This is a genomic window from Streptomyces sp. NPDC050997 (assembly GCF_040660135.1).
Classification (GTDB): domain Bacteria; phylum Actinomycetota; class Actinomycetes; order Streptomycetales; family Streptomycetaceae; genus Streptomyces.
Genome location: NZ_JBFAGK010000002.1, coordinates 533877 through 551032 on the forward strand (window position 1 = coordinate 533877; position 17156 = coordinate 551032).

General features: G+C 68.8%; 14 protein-coding genes and 1 pseudogene. 8 read left to right on the plus strand and 7 right to left on the minus strand.

Annotated features, from left to right (window positions below):
• Nucleotides 1-60: 60 nt before the first annotated feature.
• Entirely contained in the window at nt 61-2358 is a 2298-nt protein-coding gene (locus AB0H86_RS05600; RefSeq protein WP_362433286.1) for a (Fe-S)-binding protein, read from the minus strand.
• A gap of 217 nt (nt 2359-2575) precedes the next feature.
• Between AB0H86_RS05600 and AB0H86_RS05605 the strand changes: the two genes are divergently transcribed.
• The 5 genes from AB0H86_RS05605 (at nt 2576) to AB0H86_RS05625 (ending at nt 7891) form a co-directional block, all read left to right on the plus strand.
• Nucleotides 2576-3601: an MraY family glycosyltransferase gene (locus AB0H86_RS05605; RefSeq protein WP_362433288.1), complete on the plus strand. Its 1026-nt coding sequence runs from the start codon at nt 2576-2578 to the stop codon at nt 3599-3601.
• 95 nt (nt 3602-3696) lie between these two features.
• Nucleotides 3697-5562: a molecular chaperone DnaK gene (gene dnaK, locus AB0H86_RS05610; RefSeq protein WP_362433290.1), complete on the plus strand. Its 1866-nt coding sequence runs from the start codon at nt 3697-3699 to the stop codon at nt 5560-5562.
• Nucleotides 5559-6218, plus strand: a complete 660-nt coding sequence (grpE, locus tag AB0H86_RS05615; RefSeq protein ID WP_362433293.1) for a nucleotide exchange factor GrpE — start codon at nt 5559-5561, stop codon at nt 6216-6218. Before dnaK ends, grpE begins: the two co-directional genes overlap by 4 nt.
• A gap of 33 nt (nt 6219-6251) precedes the next feature.
• Complete coding sequence (gene dnaJ, locus AB0H86_RS05620) at nt 6252-7433, plus strand: molecular chaperone DnaJ (RefSeq protein ID WP_362433295.1); 1182 nt, start codon at nt 6252-6254, stop codon at nt 7431-7433.
• Between the two features lie 5 nt (nt 7434-7438).
• A complete protein-coding gene (locus AB0H86_RS05625) occupies nt 7439-7891 on the plus strand; it encodes a helix-turn-helix domain-containing protein (RefSeq protein ID WP_362433704.1) in 453 nt (150 codons plus the stop codon).
• 56 nt (nt 7892-7947) lie between these two features.
• Here the strand turns inward: AB0H86_RS05625 and AB0H86_RS05630 are convergent, their stop codons facing one another.
• Entirely contained in the window at nt 7948-8130 is a 183-nt protein-coding gene (locus AB0H86_RS05630; protein ID WP_362433297.1) for a DUF397 domain-containing protein, read from the minus strand.
• A 10-nt stretch (nt 8131-8140) separates the two neighbouring features.
• The gene (locus AB0H86_RS05635; protein WP_362433299.1) at nt 8141-9022 is read right to left on the minus strand and encodes a helix-turn-helix transcriptional regulator; all 882 of its coding nucleotides are present in this window, start codon (nt 9020-9022) and stop codon (nt 8141-8143) included.
• Nucleotides 9023-9188: 166 nt separating this feature from the next.
• Between AB0H86_RS05635 and AB0H86_RS05640 the strand changes: the two genes are divergently transcribed.
• Both AB0H86_RS05640 and AB0H86_RS05645 read left to right on the plus strand, forming a co-directional pair.
• On the plus strand, nt 9189-9647 hold the full coding sequence (locus AB0H86_RS05640) for an ATP-binding protein (RefSeq protein WP_362433302.1): 459 nt from the start codon (nt 9189-9191) through the stop codon (nt 9645-9647).
• 81 nt (nt 9648-9728) lie between these two features.
• Nucleotides 9729-10319: a Uma2 family endonuclease gene (locus tag AB0H86_RS05645; protein ID WP_362433304.1), complete on the plus strand. Its 591-nt coding sequence runs from the start codon at nt 9729-9731 to the stop codon at nt 10317-10319.
• 30 nt (nt 10320-10349) lie between these two features.
• Here the strand turns inward: AB0H86_RS05645 and AB0H86_RS05650 are convergent, their stop codons facing one another.
• Both AB0H86_RS05650 and AB0H86_RS05655 read right to left on the minus strand, forming a co-directional pair.
• The gene (locus AB0H86_RS05650; protein ID WP_362433306.1) at nt 10350-12089 is read right to left on the minus strand and encodes a PA14 domain-containing protein; all 1740 of its coding nucleotides are present in this window, start codon (nt 12087-12089) and stop codon (nt 10350-10352) included.
• Nucleotides 12086-13792: a PA14 domain-containing protein gene (locus AB0H86_RS05655; protein ID WP_362433309.1), complete on the minus strand. Its 1707-nt coding sequence runs from the start codon at nt 13790-13792 to the stop codon at nt 12086-12088. The genes AB0H86_RS05650 and AB0H86_RS05655 overlap by 4 nt, the downstream gene beginning before the upstream one ends.
• Nucleotides 13793-14042: 250 nt before the next feature.
• Between AB0H86_RS05655 and AB0H86_RS05660 the strand changes: the two genes are divergently transcribed.
• The gene (locus AB0H86_RS05660) at nt 14043-15161 is read left to right on the plus strand and encodes a substrate-binding domain-containing protein (RefSeq protein WP_362433311.1); all 1119 of its coding nucleotides are present in this window, start codon (nt 14043-14045) and stop codon (nt 15159-15161) included.
• Between the two features lie 105 nt (nt 15162-15266).
• On the opposite strand, the gene AB0H86_RS05665 is transcribed toward AB0H86_RS05660, so the two are convergent.
• Both AB0H86_RS05665 and AB0H86_RS05670 read right to left on the minus strand, forming a co-directional pair.
• Nucleotides 15267-16430 carry a GDSL-type esterase/lipase family protein gene (locus AB0H86_RS05665; protein ID WP_362433314.1) on the minus strand — a complete coding sequence of 388 codons (1164 nt, stop codon included), beginning with the start codon at nt 16428-16430 and terminating at the stop codon, nt 15267-15269.
• Nucleotides 16427-16838 (minus strand): annotated as a pseudogene (locus AB0H86_RS05670) (TetR-like C-terminal domain-containing protein); the annotation flags it as partial. The gene AB0H86_RS05665 and the pseudogene AB0H86_RS05670, both read right to left, overlap by 4 nt.
• Nucleotides 16839-17156: the final 318 nt, after the last annotated feature.

Genomic DNA, 17156 nt, shown 5'->3' on the forward strand with positions numbered 1-17156 from the left:
AAGACGCCCCGCGCCGGAAGGGCACGGGGCGTCGGACGGCCGTAGAGACTACTTCTCCGGCTACTTCACCGGCTGCGGCTCCGGCTCGTTCTCCGACTCGGATGTGCCCGCCGGGGGCTCGTCGGAGTCGGAGACAGGGGTCTTGACGGACTGCAGGAGCAGCTGGGCGACGTCGACGACCTGGACGGACTCCTTGGCCTGGCCGTCGTTCTTCTTGCCGTTCACGGAGTCCGTGAGCATGACCAGGCAGAACGGGCAGGCGGTGGAGACGATGTCGGGGTTCAACGACAGCGCCTCATCGACACGCTCGTTGTTGATGCGCTTGCCGATCCGCTCCTCCATCCACATCCGCGCGCCACCGGCGCCGCAGCAGAAGCCGCGTTCCTTGTGGCGGTGCATCTCCTCGTTCCGGAGACCGGGGACGCTGGCGATGATCTCGCGAGGCGGCGTGTAGATCTTGTTGTGGCGGCCCAGGTAGCAGGGGTCGTGGTACGTGATGATGCCCTCGACCGGCGTGACCGGGATCAGCTTGCCCTCGTCCACCAGGCGCTGGAGCAACTGGGTGTGGTGGATGACCTCGTAGTCGCCGCCGATCTGCGGGTACTCGTTGCCGATCGTGTTGAGGCAGTGCGGGCAGGTCGCGACGATCTTCTTCGCGGACTTCGGCTTCCTCGACTCCGCGGTGACGTTGCCCTCGTCGTCCAGCTCCTCGCCGAAGGCCATGTTCAGCGCGGCGACGTTCTCCATGCCGAGCTCCTGGAAGAGGGGCTCGTTGCCCAGCCTGCGCGCCGAGTCACCCGTGCACTTCTCGTCGCCGCCCATGATCGCGAACTTGACGCCCGCCATGTGGAGCAGTTCGGCGAAGGCCTTGGTGGTCTTCTTGGCGCGGTCCTCCAGGGCGCCGGCGCAGCCGACCCAGTACAGGTACTCGACCTCGGACAGGTCCTCGATGTCCTTGCCGACGACCGGCACCTCGAAGTCGAGCTCCTTGAGCCACTCCAGGCGCTGCTTCTTGGCGAGGCCCCAGGGGTTGCCCTTCTTCTCCAGGTTCTTGAGCATGGTGCCCGCCTCGGACGGGAACGCGCTCTCGATCATCACCTGGTAGCGGCGCATGTCGACGATGTGGTCGACATGCTCGATGTCCACCGGGCACTGCTCGACGCAGGCGCCGCAGGTGGTGCAGGACCACAGGACGTCCGGGTCGATGACGCCGTTCTCTTCGGCGGTGCCGATGAGGGGGCGCTCGGCCTCGGCGAGAGCCGCGGCGGGCACGTCCTTCAGCTGCTCGGCGGACGCCTTCTCCTCGCCCTCCATGGTCTTGCCGCCACCCGCGAGCAGGTAGGGCGCCTTGGCGTGCGCGTGGTCCCGCAGGGACATGATCAGCAGCTTGGGGGAGAGCGGCTTGCCGGTGTTCCAGGCGGGGCACTGCGACTGGCAACGCCCGCACTCGGTGCAGGTGGAGAAGTCGAGAAGGCCCTTCCAGGAGAACTGCTCGACCTGGGAGACGCCGAAGACGTCGTCGTCGCCCGGGTCGGTGAAGTCGATCGGCTCGCCGCCGGAGGTCATCGGCTGGAGTGCGCCGAGGGCGGTCCCGCCGGTCGCCTCGCGCTTGAACCAGATGTTCGGGAAGGCGAGGAAGCGGTGCCAGGCGACGCCCATGTTCGTGTTGAGCGAGACCGTGATCATCCAGATCATGGTGGTGCCCAGCTTGATCATGGCGGTCAGGTAGACCAGGTTCTGCAGCGTGGCGACGCTCAGTCCCTTGAAGGCCAGGACCAGCGGGTACGAGGCGAAGTACGCGGCCTCGAAGTGGTCCACGTGGTGCAGCGCGCCCTCGAGACCGCGCAGGACGTAGATGGCCAGACCGATGGTGAGGATGACGTACTCGACGAAGTACGCCTGGCCCATCTTCGAGCCCGCGAAGCGGGACTTGCGGCCGGGGCGCGAGGGCAGGTTCAGCAGCCGGATGACCATCAGCGTGACGATGCCGACGGTCGTCATCGCGGCGATGAACTCGATGTACAGCTCGTACGGCAGGAAGCCGCCGATCACCGGCAGCGTCCAGTCGGCCTGGAAGAGCTGGCCGTACGCGGTGATGATGGTCGGCGGCAGCGTCAGGAAGCCGACGGCCACGAACCAGTGGGCGAAGCCCACGATGCCCCAGCGGTTCATCCGGGTGTGGCCGAGGAACTCCCGCACCAGGGTCACACTGCGCTGGTAGGGGTTGTCGGTCCGGGCGCCGGCGGGCACGGGCTGGCCGAGCTTGAAATACCGGAAGAACTGGCCGATGGCGCGTGCGAGCAGCGCAACGCCGACCACGGTCAGCACCAGCGACACGATGATCGCGGCGAGTTGCATTTCGGGGCTCCTCGGGCCTGCGAGGGGATCTTTCGAGGGGGGTCCTCGACATTACTAAGCGGTAACTTACCCGGTCGGTTTGAGATTACCCCCATCTTCCGTCGCACTGTAGCCAGCCGTGCGGTGATCTGTGTCGCTGAGGGTTGCCTTAAAGATCTGTGGCGATCCGATCGTGTTATTCATACCAAATTGGTACATTCACCCCTAATTTAGATCCGTGCTCTACGGGATCGCCGCCGCCGCCGCCACCGCCGCCCTGCTCCTCACCGCCGTGCTCACGGCCCTGCTCCGGGCCCCGGCCCGGCGGCTCGGGATCGTCGACCGGCGGCGCCAGCGGACCGTTCCGCAGTGCGGCGGGATCGCCGTCGCGTTCGTCACCTGTCTGGTCGCGGCGGCCGGCGAGTGGACCGGGGTCGCGCCGCTCGACGGCGGGGTTCGCGAACTGCTCGTGGCCGGGGCCGCGGTCGCCGCGCTCGGGCTGGTCGCCGACGTGCGGCGGGTCAAGGCCCGGCTCCTCGTGGGCGGTACGGCCCTGGCGGCGGCCTGGGTGGTGCCGTACGGCGAACTCGGCTTCGGCGGTGGGGTGTTGGCGGCCGGCTGGATCGTGTTCGTCGCCGTCGGCTTCAAGGCGCTCGATCACGCGGACGCGCTGGCCGGGACCGTGGCCGTGGTGACCGCCTTCGGGGTGGGGGTGCTGGCGGCGGCCGAGATGATGGACGGGCTGGCCGCGCTGCTGAGCGTGCTGGCCGCCGCGCTGACCGGGTTCCTGATGCACAACCGGCCTCCCGCGCGCGCGGGACTCGGTTCCTGCGGGGCGCTGTTCGCGGGGTTCGTGCTCGCGTCGGCGGCCGTGGTCACCCGTACCGGACACGAACCGGCGTCCAGCGCGGGGGTGTTGTTCTCGCTGACGGCCCTCGCGGGCGCCGATGTGGTCCTCGTGCTGCTCTCCCGCCGACTGGCCGGGCGGCCCCTGCTGCGCGGTGGCCCGGACCATCTCGCGCACCGGCTGCGGCGGCTCGGGCTCACCTCCTGCGGGGCGACGGTCGTGCTCGGTGTGGGGGCGTTCTCCGGGGTACTCGTCGCGGTCCTCGCGCATCTGGGGTGGGTGGCCGGGTCGGGGGTGTACTGGGTGGCGGCGGGTGCCCTGGTGGTCGTACTGGGACTCCTTCGAGTGCAGCCGTATGCCCCTCGCCGCCCGGTGAACACACAGGTCAGAGCCCAGTTGCGTGTAAGGAACGGATAAGAGTTGAGTCCGTCCGACTCAGGTCTGTTGACCGGAGGCTGGACGTCGTGCACACTTGAGCCCGTTCCACTCAAGTCAGCTGGAGGAAGATCACCATGGCACGTGCGGTCGGCATCGACCTGGGCACGACTAACTCCGTCGTCAGCGTTCTGGAGGGCGGCGAGCCCACCGTCATCACCAACGCCGAGGGTGCCAGGACCACGCCGTCCGTCGTCGCCTTCGCGAAGAACGGTGAGGTGCTCGTCGGCGAGGTCGCCAAGCGCCAGGCGGTCACGAACGTGGACCGGACCATCCGCTCCGTGAAGCGCCACATGGGCACGGACTGGAACATCGAGCTCGACGGGAAGCCCTTCAACCCGCAGCAGATCTCGGCGTTCATCCTGCAGAAGCTGAAGCGGGACGCCGAGTCGTACCTGGGCGAGAAGGTCACGGACGCGGTCATCACCGTCCCGGCGTACTTCAACGACTCCGAGCGTCAGGCGACGAAGGAAGCCGGCGAGATCGCCGGTCTCAATGTCCTGCGTATCGTCAACGAGCCCACCGCGGCCGCGCTGGCGTACGGCCTGGACAAGGAAGAGCAGACGATCCTCGTCTTCGACCTCGGCGGTGGCACGTTCGACGTGTCGCTGCTCGACATCGACGAGGGCCTGGTCGAGGTGAAGGCCACCAACGGTGACAACCACCTCGGCGGCGACGACTGGGACCAGCGGGTCGTCGACTACCTGGTCCAGCAGTTCAAGTCCGGCCACGGCGTGGACCTGGCCAAGGACAAGATGGCCCTCCAGCGCCTGCGTGAGGCGGCGGAGAAGGCCAAGATCGAGCTGTCCTCGTCCACCGAGACCTCGATCAACCTGCCCTACATCACCGCGTCCGCCGAGGGCCCGCTGCACCTGGACGAGAAGCTCACCCGGGCTCAGTTCCAGCAGCTGACGGCCGACCTGCTGGAGCGCTGCAAGACGCCGTTCCACAACGTCATCAAGGACGCCGGCATCTCCATCAACGAGATCGACCACGTCGTCCTCGTCGGTGGCTCCACCCGGATGCCCGCCGTCGCCGAGCTCGTCAAGGAGCTGACCGGCGGCAAGGAGGCCAACAAGGGCGTCAACCCGGACGAGGTCGTCGCCATCGGCGCCGCCCTGCAGGCCGGTGTCCTCAAGGGCGAGGTCAAGGACGTCCTGCTCCTCGACGTGACCCCGCTGTCCCTGGGTATCGAGACCAAGGGCGGCATCATGACCAAGCTCATCGACCGGAACACCACGATTCCGACCGAGCGCTCCGAGATCTTCACGACGGCCGAGGACAACCAGCCGTCCGTGCAGATCCAGGTCTACCAGGGCGAGCGCGAGATCGCGGCGTACAACAAGAAGCTCGGGATGTTCGAGCTGACCGGTCTGCCGCCGGCGCCGCGTGGCGTCCCGCAGATCCAGGTGGCGTTCGACATCGACGCCAACGGCATCATGCACGTGACCGCGAAGGACCTCGGCACGGGCAAGGAGCAGAAGATGACCGTCACCGGCGGCTCCTCGCTGCCGAAGGACGAGGTCGACCGGATGCGCCAGGAGGCCGAGCAGTACGCGGAGGAGGACCACCGCCGCCGCGAGGCCGCCGAGACCCGCAACCAGGGCGAGCAGCTCGTCTACCAGACCGAGAAGTTCCTCAAGGACAACGAGGACAAGGTCCCGGGCGAGATCAAGACCGAGGTCGAGGCCGCGGTCGACGAGCTGAAGGAAGCGCTCAAGGGCGAGTCCGCCGAAGGCGACAACACCGCCGAGATCCGTACCGCCACCGAGAAGGTCGCGGCCGTTTCGCAGAAGCTCGGCCAGGCCATGTACGCCGACGCCCAGGCCGGTCAGGCCGCGGGCGGCGCCTCCGAGGGTGCCGCCGGCGGTGAATCGAAGGCCGACGACGACGTCGTGGACGCCGAGATCGTGGACGACGAGCGCAAGGACGGTGCCGCGTGACGGAGGAGACCCCGGGCTTCGACGAGAAGCCCGACGTCCCTTCCGGCGCCACCCCCGACGACGCCGAGCCGCAGGCCGCCGCCCCCTCCTCGGGGGAGGCGGCGGCCCCGGCCGGGGACGCTTCAGCACAGATCGCAGGCCTGACGGCCCAGCTGGACCAGGTACGCACGGCACTTGACGAGCGCACCGCCGACCTCCAGCGGCTCCAGGCCGAGTTCCAGAACTACCGCCGCCGGGTCGAGCGGGACCGGATCACGGTCAAGGAGATCGCCATCGCGAACCTCCTGACCGAGCTCCTGCCCGTGCTCGACGACATCGGCCGCGCGCGGGACCACGGCGAACTCCTCGGCGGATTCAAGTCCGTCGCCGAGTCGCTGGAGTCCGTCGCGGCGAAGATGGGCCTTCAGCAGTTCGGCAAGGAGGGTGAGCCCTTCGACCCGACGATCCACGAGGCCCTGATGCACAGCTACGCGCCGGACGTCACCGAGACGACGTGCGTGGCGATTCTCCAGCCCGGGTACCGATTCGGCGAACGCACCATCCGCCCCGCGCGGGTGGCCGTGGCCGAACCACAGCCCGGGGCGCAGACCGTCAAGGCGGAGGACTCCGCGGAGACGGCCGACGACGAGGAGACCGGTGGCCCGGACAAGGGCTGAGCTTGAACCGAGAAGGAAGGAGGGACGTCGAGGATGAGCACCAAGGACTTCATCGAGAAGGACTACTACAAGGTTCTCGGCGTCCCCAAGGACGCCACCGAGGCCGAGATCAAGAAGGCGTACCGGAAGCTCGCCCGCGAATTCCACCCGGACGCCAACAAGGGGAACCTCAAGGCGGAGGACCGCTTCAAGGAGGTCTCCGAGGCGAACGACATCCTCGGCGACCCGAAGAAGCGCAAGGAGTACGACGAGGCGCGCGCCCTGTTCGGAAGCGGTGGCTACCGTCCGGGGCAGGCAGGCAGCGGCGGCTCCTTCAACTTCGACCTGGGTGACCTCTTCGGAGGCGGCCCCCAGGGCGGCCAGAACGCCGGCGGTTTCGGCGGCGGGATCGGTGACGTCTTCGGGGGCCTGTTCAACCGGGGCGGCGCGGGCACGGGGACGCGTACGCAGCCCCGGCGCGGCCAGGACATCGAGTCCGAGGTCACTCTCAGCTTCACCGAGGCGATCGAGGGCGCGACGGTCCCGCTGCGGATGTCCTCGCAGCAGCCCTGCAAGGCGTGCTCCGGCACCGGCGACAAGAACGGCAACCCGCGGGTGTGCCCGACCTGCGTCGGGACCGGGCAGGTCGCGAGGGGTTCGGGCGGCGGTTTCTCGCTGACGGACCCCTGCCCGGACTGCAAGGGCCGCGGACTGATCTCCGAGGACCCCTGCGAGATCTGCCACGGCAGCGGACGGGCCAAGTCCTCGCGGACCATGCAGGTCCGCATCCCCGCGGGAGTCTCCGACGGCCAGCGCATCCGCCTGCGCGCCAAGGGAGCACCCGGCGAACGGGGCGGCCCGTCGGGCGACCTGTACGTGACCGTGCATGTCGACGCCCACCCGGTCTTCGGCCGCAAGGGCGACAACCTCACGGTGACCGTCCCGGTCACGTTCGCGGAGGCGGCGCTCGGCGGCGAGGTCAGGGTGCCCACCCTGGGCGGACCGTCGGTGACCCTGAAGCTGCCGCCGGGTACGCCCAACGGCCGCACCATGCGCGCCCGCGGCAAGGGCGCGGTCCGCAAGGACGGCACCCGTGGCGACCTGTTGGTCACCGTCGAGGTGAGTGTCCCGAAGGACGTGACGGGGAAGGCTCGTGACGCACTGGAGGCGTATCGCGAGGCGACCGCGGGTGAGGATCCGCGGGCGGAGCTGTTTCAGGCCGCGAAGGGAGCATGAGTGAGATGGACGGTCGTCGACGCAATCCGTATGAACTGACCGAGGAGACCCCGGTCTACGTCATCTCGGTGGCGGCCCAACTCTCCGGCCTGCACCCGCAGACCTTGCGCCAGTACGACCGTCTCGGCCTGGTCTCCCCGGACCGCACCCCCGGCCGGGGCCGGCGCTACTCGGCCCGCGACATCGAACTGCTGCGTACCGTCCAGCAGTTGTCGCAGGACGAGGGCATCAACCTGGCCGGCATCAAGCGGATCATCGAGCTGGAGAACCAGGTCGTCGCCCTCCAGTCCCGGATGGCGGAGATGCAGGCGGCCCTGGACGGCGCGGCGGCCGCGATGCAGCAGCGCGAGGCGGCGGTGCACGCGTCGTACCGCCGCGATCTGGTCCCGTACCAGGAGGTGCAGCAGACCAGCGCGCTGGTGGTGTGGCGACCGAAGCGGCAGCAGGCGTCGGACTGACGCCGCGAGTCAACTGACGTGAGGGGCCCGGAGGTTCACCTGAACCTTCGGGCCCCTCAGTCGTCGGCCTTGAGGCTCCGCAGGAGAGCGGCGAGGCCCTCGGGGGCGGCGGTCAGGATGACGTCGGGGGTGTCGCTCTCCCGGAGGCGGATCGTTCCGTCGGGGGTGGGGGCGAGGTAGAGGCAGTTACCTTCGGGGCCGCCGCTGTACGACGACTTCTGCCAGTGCGGCTCAGACATGCGTGCCTCCTCAGGCGGTGTAGAGCACATGCTGGACAAGGGTCAGCGAGTCCTTCACCGAGTGTGCTTCGGGGGCCAACGATACGTCGATGGGCGCGAGGGCGTTTTCCGCGATGCGGTCGAACAAGGAGTCGTACTCCGCAAGCTGGCGCTGCTGCACCAAGTAGTGGGAGCCCAGGAGCTGTTCGACCACGACCGTGCCCAAGCTCGGGTTGCCGGGGATGACATGTGTGAAATTGCCGGTCAGTGCGGCGTGTGCCTGGGCTGTGAACGGATAGATCTGGATGGTCACGTTCGGCAGTCGCGCCAACTCGATCAGACGCAGCAACTGCTCCCGAACGACCTTGGTGTCGCCGAACCGCATGTGCAACGCGGACTCGTGGATGACGGCATGCACGGACGGCGGGTTGTCGCGCGTCAGGATGTGCTGACGTTCCATGCGGAACCTCAACCCCTCCTCGATGTTCGCGAAGCCCAGGTTGGGGCTCGTGAAGATGGAGCGCGTGTAGTCCTCGGTCTGGAAGAGACCCGGAATGAACAGTGGCTCGTGCGTCCTGATGGCCACGGCCTCTGATTCGAGCTCGGCCAGATTCAGGGAGTCGGGCCCCATGTGCTTCCGGTATGCACTCCACCAGCCTTTGCCACTGGACTCGGACATGGCGACCAGCGCCTCGACGTAGGGCTCCCCCGTGCAACCGTAGACGTGGCAGAGGTCGAGCAGTCGTTCGGTGAGGACGGAGGTTCGGCCGGCCTCGATGTGTCCCAGTTGTCCGCGCGTCATGCCGATCCGCTCGGCGGCTTCGCTGGTGGTCAAACCGGCCTGCTCGCGCAGTTGTTTGAGTTCGAAGCCGAGCCGCCGCTGCCGTTCACTGATGGTGGTGCGCAGTCCCACGGATTCTCCTTGGTGATCGACCCAAAGTCTGCCCCGTCGGCGGGAGTTAGTCCACCGGGTTCTGCGATCAGGTTGCTCGCGAGAACCCTTTGTCGCTACCTTGAGTGCTGAGCTGATCACGCGCTGAAATCATGCAACCTCCCCTGCCCACCAGGAGCCGCCACCCATGGACCCGTCCCGCCGCGCAGCCCACCGCCCCGCCCAACTCACCCACGAATACAGCCTGTTCGCCCCGGGTGACGCCACCGCGCCCCGCGTCTGCCGGGACTTCGTACGCGCCGTCCTCTTCACCCACGACCGGGAGCGCCTCGTCATGCCCGCCGCACTGTGCACCTCGGAACTGGTGACCAACGTGCACCTGCACACCAAGGGCGCGGCCATGCTCCGCATCCGGCTCACTCCGGCCGGCCTCCGGGTCAGCGTCTTCGACGAGAGTCCGGACCCGCCCGTCGTCACGTACCCCGCCGCCGGGGCTGTCGCCTGCTGGGGGAGGGGGCTCGCGCTGGTCGAGGAGATGGCGGACGGGTGGGGCGTCGCCGACGAGAGGGCGGGGCGGTATGCGAAGGGGGTGTGGTTCGAGTTGGGCGGGACCAGCGGATCGTTCCGGCTTCGCTCGAACGGGTGAACTAGGGATATGTCACCTGGTCAGCTGCAATGTCGTACTTACCGTGGGGCACAGCCGACCCCTTGGAGAGAAGGTGCCATCTTGACCGATCCCGACCTGGACGAGGTCGTGTGGCAGGCGTGGAAAGCCCTGGAGCTTCCCGAGGGCTACCGCGCTGAGATCGTCGAGGGAGCCATCGAGGTGTGGCCCGCTGGCCGCCTGCCCCACGCCCTGGTTGCCAACCGAGTACGCGACGCCCTGGAGTGCTTTCTGAGGGGCGATGAGCACTCGGCCTACCAGGTCATGGACGTCATCTGCAGGCGCAAGGGTTGGGTGCCAGACGTCTTCGTAGCACCCGAAGCTCTGGACGCATACGTGGACGAAGACGGACTCGGCGTTGACGCGGAAGCCGTACACCTCATCGTCGAAGTCGTCTCCCCCGGCAAGGCCAATCAAGACCGCGACCGCATCCGCAAGCGCCGCGAATACGCTCGCGCAGGCATCCCCGTCTACGTCCTCGTCGACGACCACGACGGCCAAGGCGCCGTCACCCTCTTGACCGGGCCCCGCCCAGACAAGGCCGACTGGGAGGACATCCACCGTGTCCCCTACGGCACCGACGTCACCATCCCCGAAGGCCCCGCCAAGGGCTTCGTGATCGGCGAGGCGATCACGGGTCCGAAGCGGGGCTGACGGTCGTGCGGATGTTCCTGGCGGGTCGGGTCAGTTGGTCGGCGCGGTGACGGCCCAGTCACCCGCGGGTAGGGACTCGGTGTCGTCGGCGGTCACCGCGGTCACCCAGTAGTAGGACGTCGTGCCGTGGCGGGCGCCGGTGTCGACGTACTCGAAGGCACCGGCACCGAGGTCGGCGATCTTCGCGTACGTGGAGGTGGCGGGGTCCCACCGGTAGACGCGGTAGCCGCCCGCGGCCTGCGGAGAGTCGGACCCGAGCCCGGACCACGTGAGGTGGTTGCCCTCGTCGCCCTCGGCCCCGGTCGCCGCCAGGTGGAGCGGCGAGCCCTCGGGCGTCGGCACGCTCGGCGTCATGTCGAGCTCGGTGACGGACACGGCCTCGGTCGGACCGTTCCACTTGATGGCGGAGTTGCCCTCGTCGTCCACGGCGTCGACGAAGAAGCAGACCTCGTCGCCGTCCGGGAGCGTGGTGTACGCGTAGGACGTGTCGTTGGGAGAGACATAGTCCACCAGGCTGCCGTAGCAGACCTGTTCGCCCTCGTCGCCCGCCAACTCGCCCCAGTGGATCGTGTAGTGCCGCAGATCCTGGGCCGGGTTCTTGTCCCAGTTCAGCTGGAAGCCGTACTCGGTCGGGGTGACTCGCAGCCCGGTGACGAGCGACGGTGGATCGTTGTCCCAGATCTTGCCCCGCTGGGGCTCGGACCGGGCGGACTCGTTGCCCGCCGCGTCGACGGCCGTGACGCGGTAGTAGTAGACGGTCCCCTCGACGGCCGAGGTGTCCAGGTACGAGAGCTGGTCCGTGCTGTCGAGCGCGGTGTACGTGCCACCCGCGCTCGCCGCCCGGTGGACGCGGTACGACACGGCGTCCGCGACCTTGTTCCAACCGACCTCCAGCCCGCCCGTACCGCCGGTCGGGGTCACCTCACCTGTCGCGCGCACGATGGTGGGTGTGACGGGCGCGACCAGGTCGGCGGTGGTCACACCCTGGTCGGCCGTGCCCGACGACTCGTTGCCGGCCTTGTCGTGGGCGCGGACTTCGTAGTAGTAGGTCGCGCCCGTCTTGGGAAGGGTGGTGTCGGTGTACGACGTGGAGGTCGTCGTCGCGAGTGCCGTGGCCCCGAACGAGGTGCCCTTCAGGCGCCGGTAGACCCTGTACCCCGCGAGGTCCATCTCCCTGTTCTTCGCCCAGGTCAGCTTCGCCTTGCCGGTGGCCTTGTCGTACGACACCGAAGTGCCGGTCGGCGTGAGCGGCTTGACGGTGTCGACGGTGGCGGAGGTGCGGGGCGCGTAGGCGAACGACACGTTCGCGGTGCCGGTCCAGTTGACGAAGTCGACGCGCAGGGTGTGGCTGCCGGAGGGGATGGTGACGTTGACCGTCTTCTTCACGGTCGTCGACACGTTCTTCCACAGGTCCACCTTGCGGACGCCGTCGAGGTAGACCCGTATGCCGTCCTGCGCGGCAGCGGTGAAGGTGAACGGTCCCCCGGAGCCGAAGTCCCGCGTCACGCTCCAGCGGACGCCGAAGTTGTTCGACGGAAGGCCGGAGGCGGGGGCGCCGGTGCCCCAGTTCTGGTCGACCGCGCTGTCGCAGTCGGTCTTCTTCGGTGTGCCGGAGAATTCGGTGTTCGCGAAGAACTGCCGCTTGAAGACCGGCGAGGCGCAGGTCGTGGCGGCGGACGCGGGGGCGGCGACCGCGGTGAGCAGGCCGCCGGCGGTCGCGAGCACGACGGCGGCCGAGGCCGCGGCCGTCGTGCGACGGGTCTGGATCATTCCGTGCTCTCGGGTTCGGTGACGGTGACGTAGGAGAAGTCCTCGCCACTGTCGAAGCGGGAGTTGCCGTAGGAGTCCACGGCGACGACGGCCCAGCGCTTGGTCTCGCCGTGCGGCTCGTACAGCTCGTAGAAGAAGGCAAGGGTCGTTGTGTCGTCCAGGCCGTGGTCGTAGGCCTTGGCGCGGCGTCCGTACTGCCAGATCCCGTCGACCAGTTCGGCCTCGTACACGTCGTAGTGGTCGACGTCGTCTTCCTCGGGGCTGCGCTGCCAACTCAGCATGATCTCTTCGCCCTTGACAGCTCCCCGCAGCCCGGTGACGGCAGCCGGCGCGATTCCGGTGGCGGGGGCCGTGCCGTCGGCCGGTGTCGACGGGGCGGACTCGTGTCGCAGCAGGTCCACGGCGGTCACGGTGTAGGTGTACGTGGTGCCCTGCCGCACGTAGATGTCGGTGAAGGAGGTCTGCGTGGCGCGGACCTCGTCGACCTTCCTGCCGTTGCGGTAGATCCAAAAGCGTGCCAGGTCGTTCGTGACGGGCGAGGTGGGCGTCTTCCAGGTCAGTGCGACGCCGGCGCCCGCCTTCGTCGTGGCCGTCAGGCCCGTGGGAGCCGAGGGCGCGAAGTCGCCCCGATAGATCTGGTCCGCGGGCGCCTTCGCGGACTTGTTGCCGACGCCGTCGACCGCGCTGACCCAGTAGCTGTAGTACAGGCCCTCCTTGGCGGTGGCGTCCAGCCAGGACGTGGTCGTCACCTTCGCCACCTGCACGACCGGGTTGTCGCCGCCGTCGTCGTCCCACCGCCGGTGCACCAGGTACTGCGTCGCCCCCGGCACCGCCTTCCAGGACACCGTTATGCCCGGCTGACTGTCGGACGCCTCGACCCCGGAGGGGACAGCTGGTGCGGTCCGGTCGACGGTTGCGACCGGGCGGTCGGTGCCGCCGGCCGACTCGTTGCCGGCCTTGTCGTGGGCGCGGACCTCGTAGTAGTAGGTGTCGCCGGTCGCCGGCGGGGTGTCGGTGTACGTGGCGGCGGTGGTGGTGGTGACCTGCTTCCAGGTGGCGCTGGCCTTCAGGCGCCGGTAGAGGCGGTACCCCGCGAGGTCCATCTCCTTGTTCTTCGCCCAGGTCAGCTTCGCCTTGCCGGTGGCCTGGTCGTAGCTGACCGCGGTTCCTGTCGGGGCGAGGGGCTTGACTTTGTCCACGGTGGCGGAGGTGCGTGGGGTGTAGCCGAACTTGACGCGGGCGGTGCCGGTCCAGTTGACGTGGTCGACGCGCAGGGTGTGCGGGCCGGAGGGGATCGTGAGGTTCACGGTCTTGCTGACCGTCGTCGACACGTTCTTCCACAGGTCGACCTTGCGGACGCCGTCGAGGTAGACCCGTATACCGTCCTGCGCCTCGGCGGCGAAGGCGAAGGGCCCCCCGGAGCCGAAGTCCCGCGTCACGCTCCAGCGGACGCCGAAGTTGTTCGACGGAAGGCCGGAGGCGGGGGCGCCGGTGCCCCAGTTCTGGTCGACCGCGCTGTCGCAGTCGGTCTTCTTCGGGGTGCCGGAGAAGCTGGTGTTGGCGAAGAACTGCCGCTTGAACACGGGGGAGGCGCAGGTCGTGGCGGCGGTGGCGGGCGTGGCGACCGCGGTGAGCAGGCCGCCCGCGGTGGCGAGCACGACGGCGGCCGAGGCCGCGGCGGTCGTGCGTCTGGCTGGGTTCATCCGGTCCTTCAGTCCTGATCGAAAACGGCCGGCAGAGCCGTTGATGATCAGGACCGACGATGTCGGAGATTGGTTGTACGCGACTTTTGGAACCCGTCCGTCACCCCCGCCACCTCACGTTTTCACAGAAGCCGCACAAATTAACGTTGCTATCTCAATGCGTGGTTGATCCTTGACGATTTGGTGAAGGCCACGTTGGCTTCCCTTCACCTGGGTCGCGACAGCACCCTCGTTCGGAAGGCAAGGCGCAGTGAACACCCGTACCCGTCGTAGCGGCATCGCAGTTGCCGTAGGTTCCCTCACGCTCTCCCTCTCCGCCTGCGGGGCGCTGGGAGTGGCCGGGAGCAGCAGCGAGGCCAGCCCGACCAAGGGGAACGACGTCACGGTGGGCCTGTTGCTCCCTGAGAAGGCGAACACCCGCTATGACAAGTTCGACCAGCCGATCATCGAGGCCAAGGTCGCCCAACTCACCGACAAGCAGGGCAAGGTCGAGTACGCCAACGCCGACGCGAGCGCGAGCCGGCAGGCCGAGCAGCTGCAGCAGATGATCGACGACCAGGTCGATGTGATCCTGCTGGACGCCGTCGACGCGCACGCGATAGCCGGCGGTGTGACGAAGGCGAAGGACGCGGGCATCCCCGTCATCGCCTACGACCGGCTCGCCGAGGGGCCGATCGACGCGTACGTCTCCTTCGACAACGAGCTGGTCGGCGAGGTCCAGGGCCGCTCCGTCGTCGACGCTCTGGGCTCGGGCATCGACAGTTCTGACAAGATCGTCATGATGAACGGCTCGTCCACCGACCCGAACGCCAAGCAGTTCAAGGCGGGTGCGCTCTCCGAGCTGGAGGGCAAGGTGACGATCGCCAGGACCTACGACACCGTGGACTGGAAGCCGGAGAACGCCGAGGCCAACATGGTGAAGGCGATCAATGCCCTCGGCGCGAGCAACATCGCCGCCGTCTACTCCGCCAACGACGGTATGGCCGGCGCCGTCATCGACGCCCTGAAGAGCGCGGGCGTGACCAACCTGCCGCCGGTCACCGGCCAGGACGCCGAACTGGCGGCCGTGCAGCGGATCCTGACCGGCGAGCAGTACATGAGCGTGTACAAGTCGTACCCGCAGGAGGCCGAGGCCGCCGCCGAGATGGCGGTGGCGAAGGTCCAGGGCAAGGACATCCAGTTCGACGCCCTCGCCTCGGACCGGGTCGACAGCCCCACCGACAAGGACATCCCCGCGCAGCTGGTCCCCGTGGTCGCCCTGACCAAGAGCAACATCAGCAGCACGGTGATCGAGGACAGCATCTACAAGGTGTCCGACATCTGCACCAGCAAGTTCGAGAGCGCCTGCAAGTCCGCCAAGCTGCAGTAGCCGTACGGGGCATGGCCCCACGGGGCGTGGTGAAGGGCCGGGGAGGGTTCCCCGGCCCTTTGGCGTCGGGGCCCCCTCGCGCGGCCTGCCTCGGCGGATCCAGGGTCAGGCGTCGGCGAAGGGGCCCTTGGTGAAGGCCAGTTCGGCGAAGCGTTCACCGATGCGGCGGTGGGCGGCGGCGTCCGGGTGGAGATCGTCGGGCAGCGGCAGCTCGGCGTGGTCGCGCTCGCCGTAGAGGTCGCGGCCGTCGAGGTGGTGCAGGTTCGGGTCGTCGGCGGCCCGCTGGGCGACGATCCGGGCCAGCTCGTCGCGGATGACACCGAGGGTGAGCTTCCCGCTCGCGCGTTCCGCCGGGTCGCCCATGGCCCGGAACCGCAACGTTCCGGCGCCGAGGGGGCCGAGGTCGGGGGCGCTCGGGCCGGGCGTGTCCTCGTGGATGGGGCACAGGATCGGCGAGACGACCAGCAGCGGGGCGGTGGGGTGCCCGTCGCGGATGGTGTCGAGGAAGCCGTGGACGGCGGGGCCGAAGGCGCGCAGGCGCATCAGGTCCGCGTTGACCACATTGATGCCGATTTTGACGCTGATCAGGTCGGCGGGGGTGTCCCGCAGGGCGCGGGCGGTGAACGGGTCGAGCAGGGCGCTGCCGGCCAGGCCCAGGTTGATCAGCTCCGCCCCGCCGAGGGAGGCGGCGAGCGCGGGCCAGGTGGTGGTGGGTCCGGTGTCGTCGGAGCCGTGGCTGATGGAGCTGCCGTGGTGCAGCCAGACCCGGCGGTCCGACGGCGGGGCGGGTTCGACAGGGGCGTCGGTGCGCAGGGCGACCAGCTCGGTGGTCTCGTTGTGCGGCAGCCAGATCTCGACGTTCTTCTCGGTGTCCGGCAGGCCCGTGAAGCGGACGGTGCCGTACGGGCCGGACCGGTGCTCGGTGGTTCCGGTGGTCATGTCGATGGTGAGGGTGTCACCGCCGGTCACGCTGCCCTGGCCGGCCGGGCGGCCTTCGACGAGCAGTTCGTACACACCGTCCGGGCGGGGCGGTGCGCCCACGTAGACCCGCTTGGTGGGGTGGGTGTCCAGCTCGACGGCGGTGGCCCGGGTGCGGAAGACCAGGCGTACGCCGGAGGGCTGGGACTCGGCCATGGCCAGCTGCGGATCGGCGCACTGGGCGCGGGCCCGGGCGGGCAGCCGGTGGGGGAGCAGGCCGTGCTCGGTGCGTTCGAGGTCGAGGGCGCCGCGCAGCAGGTCCTCGGTGAGGGGCGTGGTGATCCAGGTCATGGTGTGGGCCAGCTCCGTAGCAGGGTGTTGAGGGCGTCCAGGATCCGTGTCCAACTCTCCTGACTGTCCAGCTCTCCTGACTGTCCGGGGCGCCGTGGCTGAAACCGCCGGCCGGCTCCAGGCTGACGTAACCGTGGAAGACGCTGCCGGGCAGCCGGACCGCGTGGGTCTGGTCCGGCTCGGTCAGGTCGTAGCCGCGCAGGATGGCCCGGGGCATCGCGCTGTGCCGTCCGCCGGCGCTCGCCGCGGCTGCCTCCGGACCGAGCCGGTACCGCGCCGGTACCGGGCCGCCGCGTAGCGGCCGGGGCGCTCGCGGGCGTAGTCGCGGTAGACGTCGGCAAGGGCGGTCGGCGCGTCCTTGCCGGATCGGCCGGACGGCGCGGCGGCGCCCCGGTCGGCGAGCTCCTCCGGGGTCGTACGCACCCACAAGCTTCCTCCTGTTCGCCAGAAGTAATTGCGGAGATTCCCAAGAGTTTTAGGCAAACGGGAGCGGTCGGGGGCGGCCGGTGATTTCCGGCCAGTGCGGTGCCTGGGGGAGGGGCCGGTGCGGTACAACCAGGTGGTGGCCGTCTGGCTGACGGTGACGCGGGCGCCTGTACGGGCGGGTTCCCCGGGGCTTTCCGCGGGTACGCGGGGCGGCCGTCGGCTTGTTGCGGCGAGCTGGTCGGGGGCCCGTGAATAACGGGTCGAATGGCCGCTTTTCGGCGGTGGTGGCGCGGAGAGCCG